General features: G+C 57.6%; 16 protein-coding genes. 1 reads left to right on the top strand and 15 read right to left on the bottom strand.

What is annotated here, in order from left to right; genetic code table 11:
- Positions 1 to 7: 7 nt before the first annotated feature.
- The 10 genes from ribBA to EDC38_RS13095 all read right to left on the bottom strand — a co-directional run bounded on the left by ribBA (position 8) and on the right by EDC38_RS13095 (position 16,125).
- The gene (gene ribBA, locus EDC38_RS13050; RefSeq protein ID WP_123639026.1) at positions 8 to 1,126 is read right to left on the bottom strand and encodes a bifunctional 3,4-dihydroxy-2-butanone-4-phosphate synthase/GTP cyclohydrolase II; all 1,119 of its coding nucleotides are present in this window, start codon (positions 1,124 to 1,126) and stop codon (positions 8 to 10) included.
- 64 nt (positions 1,127 to 1,190) lie between these two features.
- Positions 1,191 to 1,850: a riboflavin synthase gene (locus EDC38_RS13055; protein WP_123639027.1), complete on the bottom strand. Its 660-nt coding sequence runs from the start codon at positions 1,848 to 1,850 to the stop codon at positions 1,191 to 1,193.
- Between the two features lie 133 nt (positions 1,851 to 1,983).
- On the bottom strand, positions 1,984 to 3,099 hold the full coding sequence (ribD, locus tag EDC38_RS13060; RefSeq protein ID WP_123639028.1) for a bifunctional diaminohydroxyphosphoribosylaminopyrimidine deaminase/5-amino-6-(5-phosphoribosylamino)uracil reductase RibD: 1,116 nt from the start codon (positions 3,097 to 3,099) through the stop codon (positions 1,984 to 1,986).
- 4 nt (positions 3,100 to 3,103) lie between these two features.
- Positions 3,104 to 3,604: a transcriptional regulator NrdR gene (nrdR, locus tag EDC38_RS13065; protein WP_024462391.1), complete on the bottom strand. Its 501-nt coding sequence runs from the start codon at positions 3,602 to 3,604 to the stop codon at positions 3,104 to 3,106.
- Positions 3,605 to 3,695: 91 nt separating this feature from the next.
- A complete protein-coding gene (locus tag EDC38_RS13070) occupies positions 3,696 to 4,430 on the bottom strand; it encodes a FadR/GntR family transcriptional regulator (protein ID WP_123639029.1) in 735 nt (244 codons plus the stop codon).
- A 499-nt stretch (positions 4,431 to 4,929) separates the two neighbouring features.
- Positions 4,930 to 6,795, bottom strand: coding sequence for a family 43 glycosylhydrolase (locus EDC38_RS13075; protein ID WP_211331131.1), 1,866 nt, complete (start codon positions 6,793 to 6,795; stop codon positions 4,930 to 4,932).
- A gap of 178 nt (positions 6,796 to 6,973) precedes the next feature.
- The gene (locus EDC38_RS13080) at positions 6,974 to 8,914 is read right to left on the bottom strand and encodes a glycoside hydrolase family 97 protein (RefSeq protein ID WP_123639031.1); all 1,941 of its coding nucleotides are present in this window, start codon (positions 8,912 to 8,914) and stop codon (positions 6,974 to 6,976) included.
- A 51-nt stretch (positions 8,915 to 8,965) separates the two neighbouring features.
- A complete protein-coding gene (locus EDC38_RS13085) occupies positions 8,966 to 11,749 on the bottom strand; it encodes a TonB-dependent receptor (protein ID WP_123639032.1) in 2,784 nt (927 codons plus the stop codon).
- A gap of 350 nt (positions 11,750 to 12,099) precedes the next feature.
- Positions 12,100 to 13,152: an aldose epimerase family protein gene (locus EDC38_RS13090; RefSeq protein WP_123639033.1), complete on the bottom strand. Its 1,053-nt coding sequence runs from the start codon at positions 13,150 to 13,152 to the stop codon at positions 12,100 to 12,102.
- Between the two features lie 153 nt (positions 13,153 to 13,305).
- The gene (locus tag EDC38_RS13095; protein WP_123639034.1) at positions 13,306 to 16,125 is read right to left on the bottom strand and encodes a TonB-dependent receptor; all 2,820 of its coding nucleotides are present in this window, start codon (positions 16,123 to 16,125) and stop codon (positions 13,306 to 13,308) included.
- A 429-nt stretch (positions 16,126 to 16,554) separates the two neighbouring features.
- Between EDC38_RS13095 and EDC38_RS13100 the strand changes: the two genes are divergently transcribed.
- The gene (locus EDC38_RS13100) at positions 16,555 to 17,220 is read left to right on the top strand and encodes an SDR family oxidoreductase (RefSeq protein WP_123639035.1); all 666 of its coding nucleotides are present in this window, start codon (positions 16,555 to 16,557) and stop codon (positions 17,218 to 17,220) included.
- Between the two features lie 185 nt (positions 17,221 to 17,405).
- Here EDC38_RS13100 and EDC38_RS13105 read toward each other — a convergent pair whose 3' ends face one another.
- The 5 genes from EDC38_RS13105 to araA all read right to left on the bottom strand — a co-directional run bounded on the left by EDC38_RS13105 (position 17,406) and on the right by araA (position 25,056).
- A complete protein-coding gene (locus EDC38_RS13105; protein WP_123639036.1) occupies positions 17,406 to 19,793 on the bottom strand; it encodes a glycoside hydrolase family 127 protein in 2,388 nt (795 codons plus the stop codon).
- Positions 19,794 to 19,941: 148 nt separating this feature from the next.
- Positions 19,942 to 20,976: an arabinan endo-1,5-alpha-L-arabinosidase gene (locus EDC38_RS13110; RefSeq protein ID WP_123639037.1), complete on the bottom strand. Its 1,035-nt coding sequence runs from the start codon at positions 20,974 to 20,976 to the stop codon at positions 19,942 to 19,944.
- Between the two features lie 34 nt (positions 20,977 to 21,010).
- A complete protein-coding gene (locus EDC38_RS13115; RefSeq protein WP_123639038.1) occupies positions 21,011 to 21,961 on the bottom strand; it encodes a glycoside hydrolase family 43 protein in 951 nt (316 codons plus the stop codon).
- 142 nt (positions 21,962 to 22,103) lie between these two features.
- Complete coding sequence (locus EDC38_RS13120; RefSeq protein ID WP_123639039.1) at positions 22,104 to 23,474, bottom strand: MFS transporter; 1,371 nt, start codon at positions 23,472 to 23,474, stop codon at positions 22,104 to 22,106.
- Between the two features lie 79 nt (positions 23,475 to 23,553).
- Positions 23,554 to 25,056, bottom strand: a complete 1,503-nt coding sequence (araA, locus tag EDC38_RS13125; RefSeq protein ID WP_123639040.1) for an L-arabinose isomerase — start codon at positions 25,054 to 25,056, stop codon at positions 23,554 to 23,556.
- Positions 25,057 to 25,086: the final 30 nt, after the last annotated feature.

Genomic DNA, 25,086 nt, shown 5'->3' on the forward strand with positions numbered 1-25,086 from the left:
GGCTGCCCTACTGGCGGCCCGGCTCGAGATGTTCAACAATTTCCAGGTCAAACCCGGACAGGGCGGTGAAGCGCATGGGCGCCGACATCAGGCGCATTTTGCGCACCCCCAGATCCCGCAGGATCTGGGAGCCGGTACCCACCTGTTTGTACACCTGATCCGGGCTGCGCACCGGCTGTTTACCGGAGAGCATCCAGTCGATGCTCTCTTCTACCTGGGCGGTGCTTTCGTCGTGACAGATCAGCACCAGCACCCCCTGCCCGGCCTCGCTGATGGTTTTCAGCGCATCGCGGTAATTCCAGGAGTGTTTGCCGGCATCGCCGGGGCGCTTGAGACCAATCAGGTCCTTCGCCACGTCCATGACATGAACCCGCACCAAGGTGGGCTCCGCCGGATCGACATGCCCTTTGAGCATGACAAAATGCAGGTCGCCCCGGGCCAGATCGCGATAGGTGCGCAGCTCGAAGGGGCCGTACTCGGTGTCCACCTGGCGACGGTTGATGCACTCGACGGTTTTTTCCTTGACCGAGCGGTAGTGAATCAGGTCCGCTATGGTACCGATTTTCAGGTTGTGTGTCTGGGCAAAGGCTTCCAGGTCCGGGCGACGGGCCATGGAGCCATCGGCATTCATGATTTCGACAATCACCGCCGCCGGCTCAAATCCCGCCAGGCGGGCCAGATCGCAGCCGGCTTCGGTATGCCCGGCACGGCTCATCACACCACCGGGCTGGGCCATGATCGGGAAAATATGCCCGGGTTGAACAATATCCCGAGGCTTGGCGTCGGCGCTGACCGCCACCCGTACGGTGCGGGCCCGATCGGCCGCCGAAATGCCGGTCGTGACCCCTTCCGCCGCCTCGATGGAGACGGTGAAGTTGGTGGAATAGCGGGCCTGATTATCCGATACCATCAGCGGCAGACCCAGTTGCTGGCAGCGCTCCGGCGTCAGGGTCAGGCAGATCAGGCCCCGGGCGTGGGTGGACATGAAGTTGATGTCCTCCGCCCGCACCTGATCGGCCACCATGATCAGGTCGCCTTCATTCTCGCGATCTTCGTCATCCATCAGGATGATCATCTTGCCGTGACGCAGGTCGTCAATCAGTTCTTCCGGCGTGTTCAGTTCCATAATGACCTTCGTTAAAAGAGGTGCCTTCAATCAGTAGCCGGGCCAATGGCCCGGCGTCTGCCATTCAACGGCCGGTGAAGCCGTGCTCGGCGAGAAAATCCAGGGTGACACCGCCGCTCGTGCCGGCGGCCTTCTCTCCCAATAATAGCCGTTCCAGGTAGCGTGCCAGCACATCCACCTCCAGGTTGACCCGGGTGCCGGGCTGGTAGCTGTCCATGATGGTCCACTTTAGGGTGTGCGGGACAATATTCAACTCGAACTCCGCCCCCTCGACCTTGTTCACCGTGAGACTGGTGCCGTCCACAGTGATTGAGCCCTTATGGGCAATGTATTTGGCCAGGTTGTCCGGCGCCTTGATGCGAAAGCGCTCGGAGCGGGCATCCCCGTGGCGTTCGACCACCTCCCCGACCCCATCGACGTGGCCGCTGACGATGTGCCCACCCAGGCGCGTGGTGGGCGTCAGGGCCTTCTCCAGATTCACCGGTTGGCCGGTGGCCCACTGGCCAATGGTGGTGTATGCCAGGGTTTCCCCGGACACATCGGCCCAGTAGCCGCTGCCCGGCAGGTCCACCACGGTCAGGCAGACGCCGTTGGTGGCAATGGAGTCGCCCAACTGGACGTCCGCCAAAGGCAGATCGCCGGTTTCGATCAACAGGCGCAGATCGCCGCCTTTGGGTTCGAGGCGGGCGACGCGGCCCTTGGCTTCGATAATTCCCGTAAACATAGTTTGCTTCTCAGCTTTGAGCGGCTTCACGGTTGGTAACGGCGGATGCGCTTCGCTTATCCGCCCTACGCAAATTGCCGTGGTATGTGTAGGGCGGATAAGGCCAAAGGCCGCATCCGCCGTTACCCAACTATCAACCTTCCGGATCCGGGCTGGCGGTAATGCGCCAATCGTGGCCTACGGCCCGGATGTCGTGAATTTTCAGCGGCAACTGGGCCGCCATGGAATCCAGTGGCAGCTGAAACAAAGGCCGGGCGTTGCTGCCGAGCAGCTTGGGTGCCATGTAGACGATCATCTCATCGAGCAGCCCCTGCCCCAGAAACGCACCCGCCAGGGTCGCCCCGGACTCCACCAAGACTTCGTTGTACTCCCGCCGGGCCAGCTCGCGCAGTAGCGCGGTCAGATCAATGCGCCCGTCACGGCCCGCCAGCGCGAGGGTTTCCACCTGCGCCGGCCAACCGGTATTGGCGGTTTCACCACAGTGAACCAGCAGCACCGGCCCCGGGTGCTGAAGCAGCGGGGCATCGGGAGTCATTCGGCCCCGGGAATCGAGGACCACTCGCAGCGGTTGGCGCTCGGCAATCGCTGCTGCATTATCCAGTTTCAATTCGTCCGCGCGCACGGTCAGGGCGGCCTGGTCCATCAGCACGGTATCGATGCCGCTGATGATCGCGCAACTGCGGGCGCGCAGGCGCTGCACGTCTTCCCGGGCCCGGCGGCCAGTCACCCATTTACTTTCGCCGCTGGCCATGGCGGTGCGACCGTCCAGGCTCATGGCCAATTTGCAGCGCACCCAGGGCAGTCCGCGCTCCATGCGCTTGATAAAGCCCGGATTCAACGCCCGGGCATCCTCCTCCAGCAGCGGACCGTCCACCTCAACACCGGCGGCACGCAGTCGCTCCAGCCCCTCTCCGGAGACCTTCGGGTTGGGGTCCTCCATCCCGAAAACCACCCGGGAGATACCCGCATCGATCAGCGCCTGACTGCAGGGACCGGTGCGACCGGTATGGTTGCAGGGCTCCAGGGTGACATACGCTGTCGCCCCTCGGGCCCGTTCACCGGCCTTCGCCAAGGCGTTGACTTCGGCGTGAGCTTCGCCCGCCCGCTGGTGCCAACCCTCGGCGATTGGTTCACCCCCGAGGGCGATCACGCAGCCCACCCGTGGATTGGGCGTGGTGGTGTAAAGGCCGCGCTCAGCCAAACGCAGGGCGCGCGCCATCAACTGGCTGTCGAGGTCCGATAGGGGCATGCGGTTAAACTTTGTCTTGAGGTTCGTGGGCCTTTGGCTCCTGGAACTCAGGCTCGTGACGCTCCAGGCGATCGATCTCCTCGCGGAATTCGTTGAGGTCCTTGAAGCGACGGTATACGGAGGCGAAGCGCACATAGGCCACTTCGTCGAGCTTGCGCAGCTCTTCCATGACTTTTTCCCCCACTTTCAGCGAGGGAACTTCGCGCTCACCGGTGGCCTGGAGAAAGTGCTTGATCTGGTTGATGGCCGACTCGATCGATTCGATGCTCACCGGGCGCTTCTCCAGAGCCCGCAGCAGGCCGGCCCGAAGTTTGGCTTCATCAAAAGGCTCACGGGTACCATCCTGCTTGATGATGCGGGGCATCACCAGCTCGGCCACCTCGTAGGTAGTAAACCGCTCATTGCAGGACAGGCATTGCCGGCGCCGACGAACCTGATCGCCTTCGGCCACCAGGCGGGAATCGACAACTTTGGTATCTTCAGCGCCGCAGAAAGGACAGTGCATGGCACGGGGCCTCGTGGATTCTCAAACTGCGCGCATCTTAGCACAGTTTGCCACTAACGCCCCAGAATTGGTCGTGTAGGAGCGGCCTAGCTCAGCGCGGCTCGGGGATGGTTTCGCCGGCCTCGGCCAGCTCTTCCTCAATAAAGGTCAGCGCCTCGTCAATCAGCAGCAGCATGGCGGCCTTGGCCCGCTCCGGGTTGCGGTTGCGGATAGCGTTATAGACCTTCGCATGGTCATCGATGATCGCGTCCTGGTCGCCCTTGATCACGTTGGTGTGGCGAATACTGACGTTCAGCGCGGTCTGAATGAAGTCCCGCAGGCGAATGTAGAAGCGGTTCTTGCTCGCGAACAGGATACTGACGTGAAAATTGATGTCCGCCTGAAGCCCCTCTTCCGGTTTGGTCTTGGCATCACGCATCCCTTGGAGCGCCTCGCCTATCGCATCAATGGCCGCATCGTCGGCAAACCGGGCGGCCAGAGACGCCGCTTCCGGCTCAATGGCAATACGCATCTGGAGAAATTCACGCAGTACCCGCAGCGAGGGGTTACCTTCCAGAGACCAACGCAGCAGGTCCGAATCAAAAATGTTCCACTCCTGCTCGGGCAGAATCCGGATGCCCTGTCGGGGACGGCTGGAGATCAACCCCTTGGCCGAGAGCATTTTGACCGCCTCGCGCACCGCCGTGCGGCTCACGCCAAACTGTTCACACAGCTCCGCCTCGGTCGGCAGGCTTTCATCCTTGGGGTAAACACCGCACACGATAGCCTTGCCCAGCTCCTGCGTCATACGCTGGGAAAGGTTGAAGTTGCGTTCAAATACGGCCATAGCAGGGTTCCATGTTTTTAAGGTTTGACGTTAAGCCTGCAAAGGTAGCGTGTTAGTCAACAAAGTTCAATAAAGGGATTATCAGATAATACGACATTATGAAAGATTTTTCTTCAAAAAAAAGCCTCTGGACCTTTCGGTACAGAGGCGAGGGAGACCTCGATATCAACCAACATCGAGTGAGAGACACGAAACCGCTGAACTGCCTGTCAACTTCAGCGATTTCCAAGCCTTAAGGAGAATCCAAATGAACCCCGGTAATGTCGTTGGAGGAGAGATTACCGTCGCTCCGGTAAACGGGCCCAATTTCCCGCTCGCCTTTGGATAGTTGGTATTATAGTACAATATGAAAGAAGTGCAACCCCTTGGTAGGTCGGATTAGGCCAAAGGCCGTAATCCGACAATGAGCTGCAAACCTTGAGAGTCTGTCGGATTACGGCCTTTGGCCTAATCCGACCTACGGGAGGGCTTGGCACCGCTGCGCGGTGCCGTCAGTGAATCAGTTCGCTGCTCGCAGATGGAAACGCTGGCAGCGGTTTTCCAGGTCGGGGCCGAGCGCCAGATTGGTCCCATCGGCCAGCCCGCAGTTGGCCACATCCACTACCTCAGTGGTATAGCGGTTCACCAGGCTGACTGCGCCACCCTCGAGGAACTTAATGCCCCACTGGCTGGTTTTGGAGCCGCACTCATCCACTTCCAGATTGGCACCGGGAACGACCGCTTCGTCAGTCACCGCCAGACACTGATCATCGGCACTGCTCGGGCTCAGCTCAAAGTATCCGGAATCGGTGGGCTTGAACCGCCACTTCTGGTGGTCGCCATAGGTCCAGGCGTGCTGCTCGACGTTGGCATCCTCGCCGGCGACGCTGACCACACGCCCGCTCTGCTCACTGATGATGGCCACTTCATTCATCGGTTGCAGGCGCCACTGCTTGCATACGCTGTCTTCACTCTGCTGCAGAACCGACTGGTTTTCGTTGGCCGAACAACCGGCGACCGCCAGCGGCTTGCCAGTGGCCCGGTTGGTGATCACGCTGTGGCCACCATCACCCGGCTCAAGGCTCCACTCCTGACAAGCGTTGTTGCGCCAGGCGGCCTGCTGTACCCGAGCATTGTCGCCGGCGCTGCAGTTTTCCACTTCCAGAAACTTGCTGTCGTGGTTGTTGGCGATACGGAAATAACCATCGGTGACCGGGTCAATGACCCACTGACCGTTGTTGGGGTTACAGGCCGCCTGGCGGGTGCGGTTGTCTTCCGGTGCGGTGGCGATATCCAGGCACAGGTCGGTGGTGGCATTCACGATCTGGAAGTGCTGCCCCTGAATACGGGTTACCAGCGGACCATTTTCACCCGAGGGGCGCTGTACCGGCTGACCTTCGGGAATGGGCTCTCCAAAATTCGGGGTGCCATCCTCGTTCCAGGTGAACTTCTGGGCGCGCAGGGAGCGAGTGGAGCTGCAACCGTGCTCAACGGAGGAATTACCGTGATACACCAGCCAGTCTTCGGTGCCGTCCGGCGAGGGGAAGAAGCCGTTGTGACCGGGGCCGTAGACGCCATTGCCGCGCTGGAACACGGGCTCCGGATACTGCTTCCAGTGATCCGCGTTGAGGGGGTTATCGCCCACCAACTCGAGCATACCCAGCTTGTAGTCCGGGGTATTGCAGTAGCTGGCAGAATAGATCATGAAGGTACGGCCATTGCGCTGAAGAATCTGCGCCGCCTCGGTCACCTTACGGCCGCTGATTTCCCAGTCCAGCTCGGGGCGGGTAATAACGGTCTTGGGGGAGCCTTCCTTCAGGGTCCAAGGGTTTTCCATCTCGGTGATCAGGTTCAACTGTTCGTCACCGTGCCACTGGGAGTACAGCAGGTACAGTTTGCCGTCTTGCTTGAGATAGGTACCGTCGATGTTCCACTGATCGGGCATGATCGGCGCCTTGTACTCGTAGGGGCCCATGGGGTCGTCTCCCACACTCTCAAGCACATTCAGGTGCTGGTGATCCAGAGTACCGTCCTGACCGGCGGTGTACATGACGTACCAGCGATAGCCGTTGGGGCCCTTCAGGCGATGGAACTCAAACGCCCAGAAGTTGGCGTTACGTTTGGGGTCGGTATCGGACCAGATGTTGACCGGGGTCGCATCAGCCAGGCCCGCCAGGGTCGGCGACTTGCGCATCACCAGCTCAGCGGTCCAGGTGGTGGTGGTCAGGTAGTAGTTACCGTCCCAGTATTCCAACCAGGGGTCCGCGCCGTTGGGGAACAGCGGGTTGGTAAAGGTTCCATCGCGCTCGGCGGTGGAGGATGAATTGGAGTCGCCCTGAGTGGCGCAGCCGGCCAGAGTGGCCAGTGCCAGAGCGATCAGAGCCATCGATCGGCTCCAACCAGTAATAACGTGTTTCATTGTGCACCTCTTATTTGACGGACCGGTATTAGTGACGGGGTACACTAGCGCCGGCTCTCTCCTGCCAACCCGGCCCGGCAGTGCCGGGCGGGATGAAGCACACAGTTTATACTATAATAATTTATACTACCAATAACGGAAAAACCTACTCGAAAACCGCCACGAACCCACCGGCGGGCGCCAGGGTCAGCTCAAGCGGGCCGGCTTCCACGGCACGTTGCTCAAAGGAACGGGGCTCGCTCCCGTCCGTGATCAGGGTGCCTTCCGCATCGCCAATAAAGGACAGGTCCAATTCCAGAGACTTCGGCTCGTCCTCGCCGTTGAGACCGGCGATATACCAACGCTCGCCAGAGCGCCGGGCGAACACCGCATGCTTACCCGGATAGCCCGTCAGCAGGCGGGATTCGTCCCACACCACGGGAAGATCACGCAAAAATGCCCTGACATACTCGGGCACCTTCGCCATGCCGTCCGGCGTTTCCACGATGTGAGTCTGCCCCGACACGAAGACCACCGGCATCGCCAATTGCATGCCGTTTCGGCTCTTGCGGGTCACCTCTGGGTTGTGCAGATGGTTGAAGGCCGTGGGCGTATAGTCCATGGGGTCAAACACGTTGCGGGCAAAGGGCAGCATGGCCGCGTGACTGGGTTCTTTATCGGCGGTTTCCTGAAAGAAAGTCACCATCTCCATGCCGTGTACCGACTCCATGGTCATCATGTTCGGGAAGGTCCGCTGAATGCCGCGCGGCAGAGTGGAGCCGTGATGGTTGACCATCAGCTCGAAGTCGGCGGCATCCTGCAGCAGGTCCCGATAGTAGGCTATGGCGGACTGACCGTCGCCGGGGAAAAAGTCTACTTTGACACCACGCACACCCATTGCCTGCAGACGGGCGAACTCCGCCCGCCGGGATTCCCGGGTCAAAAGCTTGTCACGCGGGGTGTAGGGCGCGGTATTCCAGTCTCCGGCGGAGTTGTACCAGAGAATCAACCCCACCTCTTTGGACACGGCATAGTCCACCAGCTCCTGCATGCGCTCGTAGCCGATGTTCTGGTCCCAGTTCACATCCACCAGGGTGTATTCCCAGCCCATGTCAGCCGCGTAGTCGATATACCACTTCTGAATGTCGTAGGTGATCGACTCATCTTTGAGTAGCCCCCAGCTCCAGCTGGCCATCCCCGGCTCGACAAAGTCGGCGTCTGCTATCACCGAGGGCTCGGCCAGATCGGTGCCCATGGTGGAGACGGTAATATCGGCCAGGCTACCGACCGTAATGGTCCGCCAGGGCGAGTGAAAGGCGCCGGTATCATGAGCGAGTCGCTCGCCCCCGCTGAACACCTCCCCTTCCATCGGCAGGCCGATCCGGTACTCCCCTTCCGGCGACTCTGGCTGCAGGCGGGAGGCGTGAAAGTTGCCCTGCATCCCGACTTCACTCAGCAACACCCAGTCGCCATTGCTGTGAAACAGGGCGGGGAAAACCCAGCCGGCTTCCGAGGGAGACTCGGTGCCCACCGGTATTTCCATTTCGTAATGTTCTTCGTAAGCCGGGTTGGTGCCTTCGAAGCCGGTGTTGACCACCTGCATGCGCTGCATCCAGGCTTTGGCCGACGCAGGAAAATCGAACGAGGTGATTTCCCGCTCAAAACGCTTGGCGCCCTCACCCGGAAATTCGTAGCGAAAGGCCACGCCGTCATCGGAGGCGCGCAGACGAATCACCAGAGGCTCACCCTCGGCGTTGGCAAAACGCAGCGTCTGCTCGTTGGCCTGATAGTGAATGTCGAGCTGTTTGCCCTGGTGCATTTCATAGTGGTCTTCCACCAATGTCGGCTCGGATGCGCTCGTCAGAGACAGACCTTGTTCAAAAGCAGCGCTCTGTAAACGGATGCCCAGATCCGACGGCTCGAGCACGGTTCGCTCGTCATGAAAAACCTGATATTCCGGCGCCCCCTGGGCGTTCAGCGAAACACTGACCCGGACACTACCGTCCGGACTGCTCAATACAACGTTATTGCCTGGGCCGCTGCCAGTATTTGAGCAGGCGCCCAGACAAAGGGCCAGCATGGCCAGACTCAAAACGGATTTGTTCATGTTGCTACTCCCAATATGAAAAAAGGCCGGGGCTACCCCGGCCAGCCAGCATTAAAACTCCGCCCGTACCCCCACGGTATAACGGGGACCGGTTTGCTCTCGCAACAGAATCTGGTTGTCGTAACGCCCTACTTTCTGATACTTCTCGTCGGTAATATTTACCCCTTCGAAAAATACCGACAGGCTGTCGCTCAGACTATAGCTTACCCGCGCGTCGATCTGCTCATAGTCTTCGACATAGGTAGGCTCGCCCCCGAAACCGACCGCCGTTTGCAGGAAGCGGTCGCGCTGATTCCACGCCAGGCGGGCTTCAAAGTTGCCCCGCTCGTAAAAGCCGACGATATTGTAGGAGTCACCCAGCCCTTCGAGCGCGAAGGTCTGGCTGATATCACCGGTGTCGAGCTCAGCGTCGCTATCCACAAGGGTCGCGTTGGCGGTAAAACCAAAACCGCTCCAGGCACCTGACAGATAATCAAAGGTGTGCTGGAAACCCAGCTCAACCCCGTCAACGGTAGCATCTTCCAGATTATCCTGGGTGCTTACTTCAAACACCGGATTACCATCAAACAGATTATCCTGATCCTGAATTTCAAACTCCTGACGCAGAACGGTATTGACCAGGAAATTTTCAACCCGCTTCTGGAACAGCCCCACCGTCAGGTAACCGCTCTCCTGGTAATACCACTCATAGGCAAGGTCCAGATTGTCTGATGCGTAGGGCTCGAGATTCGGATTACCACTACTCGCCTGCAGGTTACCTGGACGTGCGGTACCGATGGTAGTGCGCGGAGACAGGGCACCGAACGGCGGACGAGTCAGTGTTTGCGACGCGGCAAAACGAATGACCATATCGTCGTTCAGGTTCAAACGGTAATCCAGTGTCGGCAGAAAATGATCATAGGTGTTATTGGCACTTACCACCTGCTCGTTGCCATCCACCACGTCATAGGCGGTGGGGTCACTGGGGATTTCGCGAAGATCGAGCAAAGGCGCGGAAATGCCGAACGGCGTAGTCTCCGTCTCCACGTAGCGAACACCCGCATTCAAGCTCCAGGGCATGTCACCCAGTTCACCCTGGAAATTGAAGTTGGCGTAGACCGACATTACCGTCTCATCGATTTCCGTTGAACTGGACTGCAACACCAATGCATAGCCATTGCTTTCATCCAGCGCCGCTTGGGTGGTGCCGGGCTCAAGACCGGCTGCCTCGTCTCTTGCAGCCGCTGCCTCCGGGGTTTCCAGCCAGGAGATGAGGGCATCCAGATCAGCAGTTTGCCAGGTGGCAGGGACATCAATGTCGCCATCCATGTAGTTGCCACCCTCAGCGACTATGGCCAGCAGGTCGTCGGGCACATCCGTCTGATAACCGCAATAAATACACGGGTTATCGGAAGTCCGACTGGTCGTGCTCTCCGACTCATCGGAATAATGGGCACCGAAGGTGACGGTTTTCAGGTGCTCAAAGTCGGCCTGCCACTCAAAGTCCACCCGTTGCTCAAACAGGTCGTGCTCGATATCCGCCGCACCGCCCAGCGGTCCGCCACCAATACCGCGCATGAAAAAGTGGGCTTTAGACAAACTCGTATCATTGATCTGGGCGTCCGTCACACCGCTATAGGACGGCATACCGTTCTCATCATAACTGAGCGTAAAACCGTCATCCCGGAAGCCAATCACACCCACATTGGTGCCGCCAGCGCCGCCGGACTCCGCTTTGGAATAGCTGGTATCAAACGCCACATTCCAGCCCGGCGCCAAATCCCAATCGGCGTTAAAACCAAACGCCTGGGACTCGGACGGCCGGCTACGCTCGGCCATAGTGAAATCGGTCGCCGCATTCTGGTTTTGCGTAAACGTTGTCGCCGTACGATTTTCATCGAACGTGGCGTCCGTAATAATGGAAGGCGTCACAAAGAACGTCAGAGTGTTGGACTGAGTCTGTACGTCAAAGTCGTTGAACATGGCGTCCAGCGTAAAGGTCAGATCGTCAGTCGCCTGGAACTGAAACGTACTGTTGATGTTGATGCGCTCACGCTGCTCATCAATGGGGCTGATATTCAGAACCTGGGGAATGAAGAACTGGTCGTCCGCCGAGTAGCCCTGGTCCGCCAGATCATCGGCAATCAACGTCAGACCATCGCGCGGCGCGGTAAGAATGCCGTCGGTGAGGAAACGTTCAATACGATTCTTCCGCTCTTCGTAGGTTACCGATAACAGCGCCCCCATGCGCCCATCCGCAAAGGTGTTGCTTACCATGCCGAACAGCTCGGGGGTGCTCTCACCGGACAGATCCTCATGCAGCATCTTGGCCGAACCCACCGCCTTGAAGCTACCGATATCCAGCGGGCGCGGCGTGTGCATCACAATGGTGGAGCCAATACCACCGGACTGCAGACGCGCCTGAGCGCTTTTGTAGACGTCCACCCGCGAAACCAGCTCGGCGGGCAGATTGTCAAAGTTGAACGACCTCGCGCCGGTGTCAGACACCTGTCGACGACCGTTAAGCAATACCGTATTGAATTGAGGACCAAAACCACGCACCGTGACGCTCTGCCCTTCCCCGCCACTTCGATCGATAGAAACGCCGGTAATTCGCTGAAGGGATTCGGCAATATTGGTATCCGGGAATTTACCCAGACTCTCCGAGGCAATGGAATCCACCATGGCATCGGAGTCTCGCTTGATATCCATCGCCTGCTGAAGGCTGGAGCGAATACCGGTAACCAGCACTTCCTCCATACTGGTTTCCTGAGAAGCCGACTGAGCGGAAGCCTGGGCGCCGGCAAACAGTATCGTGGCAATCGTACTACTGAGAATGGTTTTTTTCGCTATCATATTGGGACTCTCCTAAGCATTGTGTTTATTTGGATTATTAAACGCTAGCTCCGGGCGATTCACGTGATCCGGTTGGCGCGGAACACTTAACCGTCCGGCCCGGCGATGCCGAACTGGGCGACACCACGTTAGGCGAGAGATCAAAGACTAGAGAAGCGGTCGTCAACCTACGCGAACTCTGATCCATCGCTGTAGGCTACATTAGGGGGAGGAGGGGTGGCCGTCTTGTATCTTATCGCACAAAAATAGTACTTTTTCGACAAATACAATAAATATTATAATTGAGTGGCGTATAGCGCGAAGAAAGGGGTGCCACCCGCTAGCTGGCACCCAAACTCAACGCTCGCGACTTAGTGGCTGAAGCGGAAGCTCATCCGGGTGTGGTAGGTGTCTCCCGGACGCACAATCGTGGACGGGAAACGATCCTGATTGGGCGAGTCAGGAAAATGCTGTGGTTCGACGCAGAAGGCGCCGTGACGAATCTGTTTTTGGCCTTTTCCTTCCACCGAACCGTCAAGAAAGTTGCCGGTGTACAGCTGGAAACACGGCTCTTCCGTCCAGACCTCCAACACACGTCCGGAAACCGGCTCTTCGGCCCGCGCGGCAAGCACCTCACCCTGCTCACCCTGACGGTCGACGACAAAATTATGATCATAGCCACCGTTGGCGCGCTTTAGCTGAATATCATCAACGTCAATTTCTGCCCCAATGGCTTTGGGCTTACGGAAGTCGAAGGCCGTACCGGCCACCTCAACCAGAGGCCCTTCCGGTATCAATTTGTCACTGACCGGGGTGTACTTGGACGCGTTCAGGGTAAGCTGATGGTCGCGCACGGTGCCCTTACCCGCCAGATTGAAATAGCTGTGCTGAGTCAGGTTGACCGGGGTCGCCTTGTCCGTGGTAGCACGGTAGTCGGTGATCAATTGATTGTCATCGGTCAGCCAATACTCCACGGTGACAGACAAGGTGCCCGGATAACCCTGATCACCATCGGGGCTGACCAGACTCAGGCGAACGCCGGCACCACGGTCATCCTCAAACGGCTCGGCATCCCAGAGTTTTTTGTCAAAGCCCTCAACCCCGCCATGCAGATGGTTCTCACCATCGTTCTGATCCAGGCGATACTCAACGCCGTCCAACTCAAAGCGGCCGCCCGCGATACGGTTGCCAAAGCGGCCAATCAGCGCCCCGAAATACGGGGAATCCGTCAGATAAGGGGCAAGTTCATCAAACCCCATAACCACGTCGGCAACATTGCCGTCCCGGTCCGGCGCGAACAGGTGGGTAATGATGCCGCCGTAGTTGATCAGGCGGACTTCCATCCCCTTGCTATTGCGCAAAATGAATTGAGTGACCTCACGGCCATCGGGAAGACTTCCGAACGGGGCGGATTGAACGGGCATAGATCAGATTCCTCTGAATGGGTAAAAGTCGGCGGTCAAGGGTGAATGGTATAACAGCAGACGGCCGGGAGGCCAGACACAAAAAAGGCCAACCCCGGAGGGTTGGCCAAGTTCGGTTTGAACGTACGCAACCTTGATGGTTGCTCGCGCTCCTTAGAAGGAGTAGCGAGCGCCCAGGGCAAAGGTGCGGCTGATCTGCCAGTTACCGAAGGTATGCAGATCACTGTTGCCGTAACGGCTCTGGTAGACCTCATCAGTCAGGTTGGTTGCATCGAAAGTCAGCACCAACTCATCGGTCGCGTTGTAGCTGAACTGGAAGTCCAGAGAGCTCTGCGGGTCGCGGTACACGCCCAGCGGGTTGGCGAACAAAGCAGCCTCATTGTTGTTGAGGAAGTCTTCACGCCATACATAAGCCAGACGGGCGTCAAAAGTATCGCGCTCGTAAGCCACCGCTACGCTGTAGGAGGTGTCAGACACACCAAACATCGGACCCACTTCGTAGCTGGTCACTTCACCTTCGCTGTTAGTAACCGGGTTAACCTGCTCCGAATCCAGGAAGGTGAAACTGGACTGGACACCCAGACCGTCCCAGTAGCCTTCGAGGTTCTCGGGGAAGTAGTTGAACCCGATTTCCACACCTGACAGTTCACCATCTGACGCATTATCCGGCTGAGACAGAATAAAAGTATCTGTTTCATAACCTTCAATCTGGCGGTTCACTCGGTTACGGAAACCAACAACCAGGCCTTCGATGTCGCGCTGGAACAGAGTTACGTAGGCATTGCTGGCATCACCGAAGTACCACTCCAGAGACAAGTCGTAGTTCTGGGAAGTGGTCGGCTGCAAGTCGGCGTTGCCGCCAGTCGCAGTACCATAACCAATGTTGGTGATATCGTCGAAGTAGTTGATGGTCGGATTCAGGTCCCCAAATCCGGGCATACGCAGCGTTTCACCGTAGTTAAAGCGCGCGATCAGCTCATCAGTAAGGTTGTAGCGCAGAGACAAGAAGCTCAGAAGCTCCTGGTTGTCTGTGCTGCCCTCGGTTTCAGAGAAGTCCACCTGATCGGTAAAGACGGTATCGGTGGTCACATCAACGTAGCGGAGGCCAACCTGACCATCGAGACGCTTACCAGCGATTTCGGTCTCAAACTCCGCATCGACGTACAGTGCGGTGTTGGTCTCCTCGATGGCAAACTCTTCCAGCAGCGGATCATTGGCATCCAGACCGTAAAGTCCAGTGAAGTAATCACGATTTGCCTTCAGGTAAGGGCCATCAACCACAGCCCAGGTACGGGGCACATCCAGCGCATCCATAAAGCCACTGTTGATGTACGCAATGCCATCATCTTCATAAGTGGAGAACTGGCAGTTAGCCGCATCGCCAGTAGTGTTTACGACATCACAGGGTGCTGCGTCCTGAGTACGTGCATACTCGGTGGCATCGCGCACGTCGTGACGGATACCAAAATCGATCTTCTTGAAGAACGCACCGTCAGTGAAGTACTCGGCATCGGCGGTAAAGGTAACCGCTGACCCTTCGTTACGCGTTCCACTATCGTACATTTCAGCCATGGCGTACTGGGAAATGTCACTTTGATCGCCTTCATCGACATCCGGAGTGGCCGGGTTGTCCCGGAACTCAATGCTCGGGTTATTGCTGAAGTTGGCGTAGGTTTCATAGCGAACGTTGGTGCTGCGCATCGCAATGAAGCTGGATTCAAACTCACTGTCCTGATACACCAGCTCAGACTTCAGGTTGAGCTTATCGGTCAGCTCCCAGTCACCGCCCAGAGCGTAAACATAAGAGTCGGTTTTTCCGGTTGAGTAGTCACCGCTACCAAAGGTGAAACCATCACGAATGGTACGCTCTTTGATGACGTTGGTTCCTTCATACAGCTCAAAGGTATCGGTCAGGTCGTCGCTCAAACCACCAAGGCTACCCCACCAGTCCACAAACGCGAAGTTCAGGGAGTTGAAGCCTTCATTGCGATAGCCATTGTAGAACGCTTCAAAGGTATATTCGCTGCGATCGTTTGGAGCAAACTGTAACGATACATTGGCAGCAGGGCGCTCACGTTCGCCGGTGAAGTCGGACATGAACATCGCATCGCGAGAAATATAGTAGGGAACCTGCTCACCATTTATATTGAAGGTGGATCCCGCATCGGTCGGGAGCCCACTCTCCAGCCCCGGAGTCCAGATCTCGCCGTCGGCACGTCCGTCGGTTGGCTGAATACGCTCCATCGGAGCCCAACCGGCAGGAGGATTTTCAGTAGCGAAAACCACCTGAGCGCCAGGCGTAGTAGACTGATCCCGATACTCAGTCTCACTATAGGAAACGTTTACGAGCGCACCGAACTCCCCCGCACCAGTATCCCAACGATCGCTAAAAAGCGCACTGATGGTCGGGTTCATCGCTTCCGCTTCTTCCAGATAGATACCGCGTGCAGAAACCGATACGCGAGAGCCGTCGAAATCAAACGGACGGAAGGTGTGCACGTCAATCTGGCCAGCAATACCGTTTTCGTAGGTTTCTGCTGAGCGGTTCTTGACCACATCAACTCGTGAAACCAGAGTAGAGGGGATATCCGCCAGCGCAACAGCACGGCCAGAAGCTGTGAAGATGGTACGACCGTTTACCGTGGTGCTCACATCAGTAAGACCGCGGATACTGACCACGTTGGTTTCACCACCGGCACGATCCGTAACCTGAACACCAGCCACACGCTGGAGAGACTCAACCACGTTGTTATCCGGCAGCTTACCGATATCTTCTGCCACGATGGAGTCCATGACATCCATGGATTCGCGTTTGATATCAATGGCTTTGTTCAAGCTTGCACGAATACCGGTAACAACGACTTCTTCTAGCAGAGGCTCGTCTTGGGTGTCTTGGGCTTGAGCCAGCATGGGCAGGCCAGCCAGGGCGATGGACGCAGCGATACTGCGGCTTAGTAGGGAACGCTTAAACATAATTGCAACTCTCCTGCGGGTTTCATAGTCGCACCTGAGAACTGCCGATATGGTCCGGCTCGCTCCCAAGTACTGGTTATTTTTAATAACGGAGCAAAACAATACTATCGTATGACAATAAGCCTAGCAACCCTTTTATCATACATTTATCGCTCTATTTTGGGGCATTTAAGGCAAATAATTTTGATTTATCGCAAATACTTTGCTGAGCTTCCCTGACTATCGCTCAATTCATCATAATATATATGATAATTAAAGACATCATAAAGCCATTATTATGATTAACATATAGTTGTTGTTCACAATTTCGACAACTCACCCTGAATAAAATATGTTGAACACTGCAGTAATAATCGCGGCACAGGGTTGAAACCCACCCTTTACCCCCCCATCCCTTCATTTCTCACTCAAAAAACGGAGGTTCTCCCAATGAGCAAGACTGTGGTAATCACCGGCGCCAACCGCGGTATTGGCCTGTCTTTTGTGAAACGGTTTATTGCTCGGGGGGACAAGGTGTACGCCGCCTGTCGCCAGGCTTCGGATGCCCTGGCCAACAGCGGGGCGACCATTATCGACGGGGTGGATGTGACCGATCCCAAAGGCGTCGAGACGCTGGTGGCGGCGCTTGAAGGTGTATCGATCGACCTTTTGATCAACAACGCCGGTATCCTGCGGGACGAGCAGCTGGGGCGTTTGAACGTCGACAGTATCCGGGACCAGTTCGAAACCAATGCGCTGGCACCGCTTTTGGTGACCGATGCCCTGCACAAGCAGTTGACCAAGGGTGGCAAGGTCGCATTGATCACCAGCCGGATGGGATCCATCGCGGACAATACCAGCGGCGGTCGCTACGGCTATCGGATGTCCAAGGCCGCGTTAAACGCGGCGGGCAAGTCGTTGGCGGAAGATCTGAAGAAACAGGAGGTGGCGGTAGCCATCTTGCACCCCGGCTTGGTGGGTACCGAGATGATTGGTGGTCACGGGGATATCACGCCGGATGAGGCGGCCCAGCGGTTGGTGCAGCGGATTGATGAGCTGAGCCTGGAGAATACCGGGACCTTTTGGCATTCGAATGGGGAGGTGTTGCCTTGGTAGGTTCGCTCCGGTTTAAATCGGTGGATGACGGGGCTTCGCCCCTTATCCACCCTACGGGAGCCGATGTGTGAACGGTGAATGCATGGGTTGGGTAACGGCGGATGCGCTTCGCTTATCCGCCCTACGTGTAGCACTGAGTCCGCGTAGGGCGGATAAGCGAAGCGCATCCGCCGTTACCGAAGCCTTCAAGGTTTATCGCGCAGCAGGCGGACGCCGTAGATGCCGCCGGCTATGGAGCCGGGCTTGGCTTCGAATTTGAGGGTCAGTACGCCCTCTTCGGCTTCACGGACCCACTCTACCGGCAGTTCGTAGTCCACATGATAGAAATCCGCGCCCTTCCCTTCCGGTAAGGTCACTTCGGCCAATGTCTGGCCATTGATCAGAATATCGAATGAGCGACCGGCATCGCCCCCGAAGTAGGTGATGCGCAAGAACTTGGCCTGGCGCTGGGGATCGCGCAGCTCGTAGCTGAACCAACCGGATGCGTGGCGCCAGTGGCGTCCGAGATGAACTCCTGCCTCGGTATCTTCACCTTTGAAGAAGTGATCCGATTCCGGCTGCTGCTCTCCCGGAGCCACCGCATCAATGGTCAGTGCGTCCAACGCCAGGCGCTCCCGCTCGGCTTTCATCCGCGCTTCGCTCTGGTCACCATTGGCCTGGGGCCAGTAGATGGTGTAGCGGCTGTCGTGCACCCGATAGAAGGGTATCAGATCCACGCTGTCCTGATCGGCCACGTCCAGTCCGGCGCTAGCACGGAAGGTCATCGGCTGACCCGGTACCGGCGACAACTGTTCCAGAAACGCCTCTGGCTCGCTGACCATCACCGGTGTCGCCTCGGGTGGGCAGAGAGCGCCGTCGGCGATATGTCCCATACGGCTGTCATCGCTGAGGAAGTTCAGTTTCTCATTTTGAATCACATCGGTTTTGGCGGCTAACACGATGGGGCCATGAAGTACGGCGTAATAATCCGAACCGTCCGGCAGCTGCTCCAACCGGGTGGTCATGGGCAGGGTAACCCGGACTATATCGCCCGCCTGCCAGTTCCGTTCGATGCTGACATACTCACCGGGAGAGGCCTTGGTCTCTACACGTTCACCATTGATGGACACCTCCAGCGCACCGGGCTCAACCCAGACGGGATAGCGCAACTTCAGGGCAAAACGGCCCTCGCCTTTTTCCAGCGTCAGCTCGGTCACGTCGGTATCGGGGAAGGCGGTTTCTTGGGCCAGGGTGATACCGGCCTGCTCCCAGGTCAGACGGGACGGGATGAAAAGATTGACGTAGAGATCCCGATCGTTGTGGGCGTAAATCAGTTCGCCGTATTTGAAGTGGTTTTCAATCCCCGAACCGACACAGCACCACATGGCCTGTTCCGGCTGGGAGTACATCCGGTAGTGCCCCGGACGCATCGGCGTGAAATACACCAGGCCGCCGTGATCCGGGTGCTGACTGGACAGGATGTGGTTGTACAGTGCCCGCTCGTAGTAGTCGATGTATTCCAGCTCGGCGGCATCGTCGTACAGCAGCCTGGAGAGCTTGAGCATGTTGTAGGTGTTACAGGTTTCCGGCCCTTCCCGATCGCTGACCATGGAGCTGAAATCATCGGTCGGATGGAAGTGCTCACGCACGCTGTTGCCACCGATGGCCACGGAACGTTCGTACACCACCGTGCGCCAGAAGTAATCCGCCGCCTCAGACCATTCCGGGTCGCCCGATACTTCGGCGACTCGCTGGTAGCCCACCACTTTCGGGATCTGGGTGTTGGCGTGCAGACCATTCAGTTCATCCTGATGCTGCAGCAGCGGGTCCAGAATCTGCTTATGGGAAAACTGCTTGGCCAGACGCAGGTATTTTTCCTCGCCGGTAATGTCCGCCAGGTCGGCAAACACTTCGTTCATGCCGCCGTGCTCGCTGCGCAACATGGCCTGAATCTGCTCATCGCTCAGGCCATCCACCAGATCGATGGTCCAGTCCGACAGCTCAATCAGCATGTCCAAAGCCTGTTCACGGCCCGCAATCAGATACGCATCGCGCAAGCCGGCGTAGACCTTGTGCACGTTGTACCAGGGCACCCACTTGCCATTCAGTGCGAACAGGTCGGCGTCAATCTCGCCCCGCTCGATTTCTTCCCACAGGGCTTTGCTGCCCGGCACACCGCCGAGGTAACCATTGCCGTTGGCCTGCTGGGCGCGCTGAAGTTCGTCCAGCATATAATCCAGGCGACGCAGGGCTTCACCATCGCCCGTGGAGGCGTAGGCTAGCGCCAACGACGTCAGGTAGTGACCACCTATGTGGCCATCCAGCCCGGAGCCTTCCCAGTTGCCGTAGGTGTTTTTTTTCGGCTCCAGCCCCGCTTCGCGCAGATAGGGGGCAAGCAGTCGGTCCGGGTCCATGGCGTAAACGTAACGCAGGTTGGTCTGTTCGGCGCGCTTGAAGGGGCTGCCGTCGAGCAGGCGGACCTGGGTGAGCGGGAAGGTGTCGACGCCGGTTTGTTGCGGTTCGGCCCGATCGTTGGTTTGGGTGCAGCCTGCGATCAGGGTGGCGGCGAATAGTGTGGGGAGAAGTTTTCGCATGGTGATTGCCAGTCGTTTGGTCTGGTGTTTTTCGGGGAGGTGACGGAAGATGCGGAGAGTTGGGTTACGGCGGATGCGGCCTCTGGCCTTATCCGCCCTACGCAGAACACGGCGGCATGCTCCGCATCCGCCGTTATCGTCACACGCGTTACTCTTCGATCAACACGCTCTGGTATTCATCCAATACCGCCGGATCGATTTCGGGCCAACCATCTTCGGTCCATTCGATTTCGGCGATCTTCAGTTTTTGCAGGCCTTCATCTGCCGCTTCATAAGCGTGGAACACCAGGTAGTCTTTACCATCGAAGGTGTAGGCACTGTTATGACCCAGGCCATACCAGTCGTCATTGCCCTTCAGAATAATGGTGCCGCCGCCCTCATTCATTGGCTTACCGGTTTTATCCAGATAAGGACCCGTCACATCTTTTGAGCGGCCGACCACCATATGGTAGGTGCTATCGGCGCCCCGGCAGCAAAGTCCCCAAGAGACGAACTGATAATAGTAGTCGCCCTTTTTGAAAATAAACGGCCCTTCAATTTGGGCTGGGCCCGCCTGGGTGTCATCCACCAGAATGGAGCGATCACGTTTGGAAATGGTGTACCACTCCTGCGGCTCCGCCGGTGCCGTCCAATCTTCATTCAGTTTGAACATTTTCATGCCGCCCCAGAAGGAGCCGAAGCTGAACCAGGCATCGCCGTTTTCATCCACGATGACGTTCGGATCAATGGCGTTCCACATGTCCCGATTGGGTACCGACTGCAACACCAGGCCCTGGTCTTCCCAGCCGTAATCGTCCGACTCGGGGTTTAGGGTCTTGGTGGTCGTGACACCCATACCGGAGGTGTTCTTCCCGAAGGCGGAGACGGAGTAGTACAGGTACCACTGCTCCGTGTCTTCATTATAGATGATGTCCGGCGCCCACAAGTGGCCATTAAACTCCGGCGCCACCTCTCTGGCCCAGTCCGGCTCGCCTTCAAAAGCACGCCCCTGACGCTCCCAGCTCACCATGTCCTCGGAGTTGTAAATGGTGATACCGGGGCCGGTACTGAACAGGTAGTACTGATCGCCCTCTTTTGCCATAACCGGGTCATGAATGCTGACCTGCTTCTGGGCCTGACACCCCACGGCGCTCAGTGCCGCCAGCGACACAACAATGCCTTTTAACCAGTGTTTAACGTTCATGGTGTTACCTCATGGTCCGTAAGTCGGTTGGTGGTCAGTCCAACATGGAGGGTTTGCCAAATACCGGGAAGCCGTCTGCATCGTATTTGACCGGCTTGATGAAGGTATGGCGATCCGGATTCCACAGCGGGTCTCCTTCGATTTCGGTGTAGGTCCGGGCGTGGTACACCAGCATATCGGTCTTACCGTCTTCAGCGACGGTGAAACTATTATGGCCCGGGCCGTAAATCGCATTGTCCATATCGCTCTGGAATACCGGCTTCTGGGATTTGGTCCAGCTCTTTGGATCCAACAGATCGGCGTCCTGATCAGCCCAGATGATACCCATGCAATAATTTTCGTCGGTGGCGCTACCGGAGTAGGTAATGAAGATGCGGCCATTGCGAATCAGCACGGCCGGCCCTTCGTTGACCATAAAACCACGGGTTTCCCATTCCAGTTCGGGGATGGTCAACAGTACCGGCTCACCGGCGATAGCATCGGGTGTATCCATCGGCGCGATATACAGATTGGAGTTTCCCGGAATGCCGTTCTGCTTTTGTGCCCAGACGTAGTAGAGCTGGTCTTTATGGGTAAACGTTGTGGCATCCAGACAGAAGGTATCCATGCCGGTATCGATCTGCTTGGGTTCGGTCCATTCACCTTCGAGGGGGTTAGCGGCGTCGGTGCTGACGACGTACATGCGATGCTGGAACAGCCCGTCTTTGATTTCCCGGGTCGGTGCCGCCGCGAAGTAGATGTACCAGGCCCCCTGATTGAAATGGATTTCCGGTGCCCAGATCAGTTCGCTGAACGGGCCTGTATCCGGCTTGTGCCAGACGGCCACGCGCTCCGCGTCAGGCAGCTCGGCAATGGTTTTGGCCCGACGCAGCTCCAGCCGGTCGTAGGCCGGCACCGAGGCGGTGAAATAATAATAGCCGTCGGTGTGTTTGTGGATATAGGGATCGGCGCGTTGTTCGATCAGGGGCGTGAGCAGTTCGGTCATTGTTCTCTCCAGGGTGTTGTCATGGCAACATGGTATTCATTAAGTCGAGGCGGTTGTGGCGGATGCCGCAGTTGGCGTAGGGCGGATAAGGCCGAAGGCCGCATCCGCCGTAACCCGCCCTGGCGCATACGCCCTAACCCATCTATGAAATATTCGGATCCGCTTCGGCCAGGGCGGAATCCGCCAGGCTGTCCCGCTTCATTTCTTCATAGAATTTGTCGGTAATTTTGTACTTGAACATCAGGCCGCCCATGATGGCGTGGAACAGGCCCGGAATGACGGAGAGCATCAAGGCGATACCCGTCAGGGTGAACGCGCTCTGCTCCACGTTGGCTTCGTAGTTGAAATAGGTCAGTAGCAGGCCAACGATAAAGCCGGCGGCGCCCATGCCGGCCTTCTGGAAAAAGCTGATGCCACCGAACGCCAGGCCCGATACACGCTTGCCGGTTTTCGCCTGACCGTAGTCCACGGACTCGGCAATCGCGCTCCAGAACACCGGCGCGTGCAGGTCGACCACGAAGGAAATCAGGAAGTAGAGGATGAACGCCAACCAGATATCTCCGGGCTGAACCGCGAAGAACATGATTACGCTCAATACCCCAACGGCCAACTGCGTCCAGCGGAACAGCTGGATTTTGCAGTAGCGTTTGGTAATCCAGGTGGAGGCGATCATGGCCAATAGCGCCCCAGTGACCCCGGTGGTCATGAAGGCGGAGAGCATTTTGGCATCGGCTCCCAGGTAATACTTGGCGTAATAGGCGGCCACGGAGCTGCGGATCACATAACCCAGGGTGCCGGTAAAGCACACCGCGCACAGCACCAGCCACTGGTCGTTTTTCAGCAGAATCTTGAGCTGCTCGCCGAAAGTCTTGTCCTGCACCTCGTGCTTCACCCGCTCGGTGGTGGTAAAAAAACAGAACAGGAACAACAGCGTACCGAGAATCCCCATCAGCCCCATGGAGGCTTGATAACCCACCGCCAGGTCACCATCGCCCCAGGCTTCCGCCATGATCGGCACAATAATGGTGACCAGAAACGCGGCCACTTTGGCCAGAAACAGACGATAGCCGTTCGCCGACAGGCGCTCTTTCGGGTCCGCCGTCAATACGCCAATCAGGGAGATATAGGGAATAGTCACGGAGGTGAACATCACCGTCACCAGAATGTAAGTGGCGTAAGCCCACACCAGCTTGGCGTTGTAACTCCAGTCCGGCGTGGTGAACATCAGGAAGATGGACAGACCGAAGGGCACAGACAGGAATAAAAAGTACGGACGGTAGCGCCCCCAACGGGTGTCCACCTTGTCGGTGATCATGCCCATCAATGGGTCAGTAAAGGCATCCACCAGTCGAGCCACCAGGAACAGAATCCCCATATGCGACGGCTTCAATCCGAAGATATCGGTATAGAAGTAGGCCACGATGAGGAACATGGAGGAGATCACCAGGTTGACCGCGGTATCACCGCTGCCAAAACCCACTTTCTCCAATACCGTCAGTTTCTGGGTTTTCATTCGCTTGGGCTCTTATTGTCAGGTGGTGTCAGATACAAAAACGGCGGGCACCCGAAGGCCCCGCCGATTGGTACGCCGTTTATACGCCCTGCTTGAGGTGGTAGTAAGCGGCGTTCTGGCGCAGTTCGTCTTTGAAGGTGCGCACTTTGGTGTCGTTGTCGATCACGACCGCTTCAACGCCGGCCATTTCGGCGAAGTCGATGATCTGCTCGGTGGTCACGCCCTGGCTGTACACGCTGTGGTGAGCACCACCGGCGTGAATCCAGGCGGCGCCGGCGATACCCAGGTTCGGGCGAGGCTCCCACAGGGCCGAAGCGACCGGCAGCTTGGGCAGGTCCGCTGGCGGGGCCACGGTATCCAGCTCGTTGACTACGATACGGAAACGGGTACCCAGGTCCACGGTGGTGATGTTCATGGCCGGGCCAGGCTTGCCGGTAAACTTGAGGCGAGCGATGTCCTTGCGAATCCCGATGGTGTGCAGGGCCACTTCCAGGCGCGGTTTCTGCGCGGCGATGGTCGGGCAGATTTCCAGCATGTGGGCGCCCAGCACCTGATCCCGCGTGCCCAGGTTGTAGGTGTAATCTTCCATAAAGGAAGTGCCACCTTCTTTGCCCTGGCTGATCACTTTTACGATCCGGGTCATGGCCGCGGTTTTCCAGTCACCTTCGCCGCCGTAGCCGTAGCCTTTGGCCATCAGGCGCTGGGTGGCCATACCGGGCAGGCCGGTCAGGCCGGTCAGGTTTTCAAAGTTGTTGGTAAAGGCCTTGAAGCCGCCTTTTTCCAGAAAACGCTCCATGCCAATTTCCAGGCGCGCTTCGTTCTTGATCATGGCCATCTGGTGCTCGTCTTTCAGCACCTCTTCTGCCACTTCGTAGGTCTGGAGATACTCATCGACCAGGGCGTTGGCGTCTTCATCGCTGACTGCGTCAACGACCTCGGCCAGATCACCCAAACCAAAGGCGTGTACTTCGTAGCCGAAGTGAATCTGGGCCGCCACCTTGTCACCTTCGGTCACCGCCACCTGACGCATGTTGTCGCCAAAGCGGGCCACTTTCAGAGTCTGGGACTCGGCCCAGCCCATGGCGACGCGCAACCAGTCGTCGATTTCCTGCTGAACACGGTCCTGCTGCCAGTGACCGACCACCACGCGGCGATCCTGACGCAGACGGGTGCCGATGTAACCAAACTCGCGGTCACCGTGGGCGCTCTGGTGCAGGTTCATGTAGTCCATGTTGATTTCGGCCCAGGGCAACTCGGCGTTGAACTGGGTGTGCAGGTGCATGTAGGGCTTGTTCAGCGCCTTCAGGCCGGCAATCCACATCTTGGCCGGAGAGAAGGTGTGCATCCACAGAATCAGACCGACACAATTGCTGTCGTTATTCGCACGCTGACAGACTTCCAGAATCTCGTCCGGAGACTTGACCGTCGGCTGGGCGACAATTTTGGCGGAAATCTTGTCCGAGCCGGTCAACCCGTCGGCAATTTGCTGGCTGTTCGCCGCGACCTGCTCCAATACTTTGGGGCCGTAGAGGTGCTGGGAACCCGTGACGAACCAGATTTCTTTATCACCGTAAATTTTCATAGCTGTAATCCTGAATAAGGCAGTTGCCGA

It is taken from the genome of Marinimicrobium koreense (genome assembly GCF_003762925.1).
Taxonomy (GTDB): domain Bacteria; phylum Pseudomonadota; class Gammaproteobacteria; order Pseudomonadales; family Cellvibrionaceae; genus Marinimicrobium; species Marinimicrobium koreense.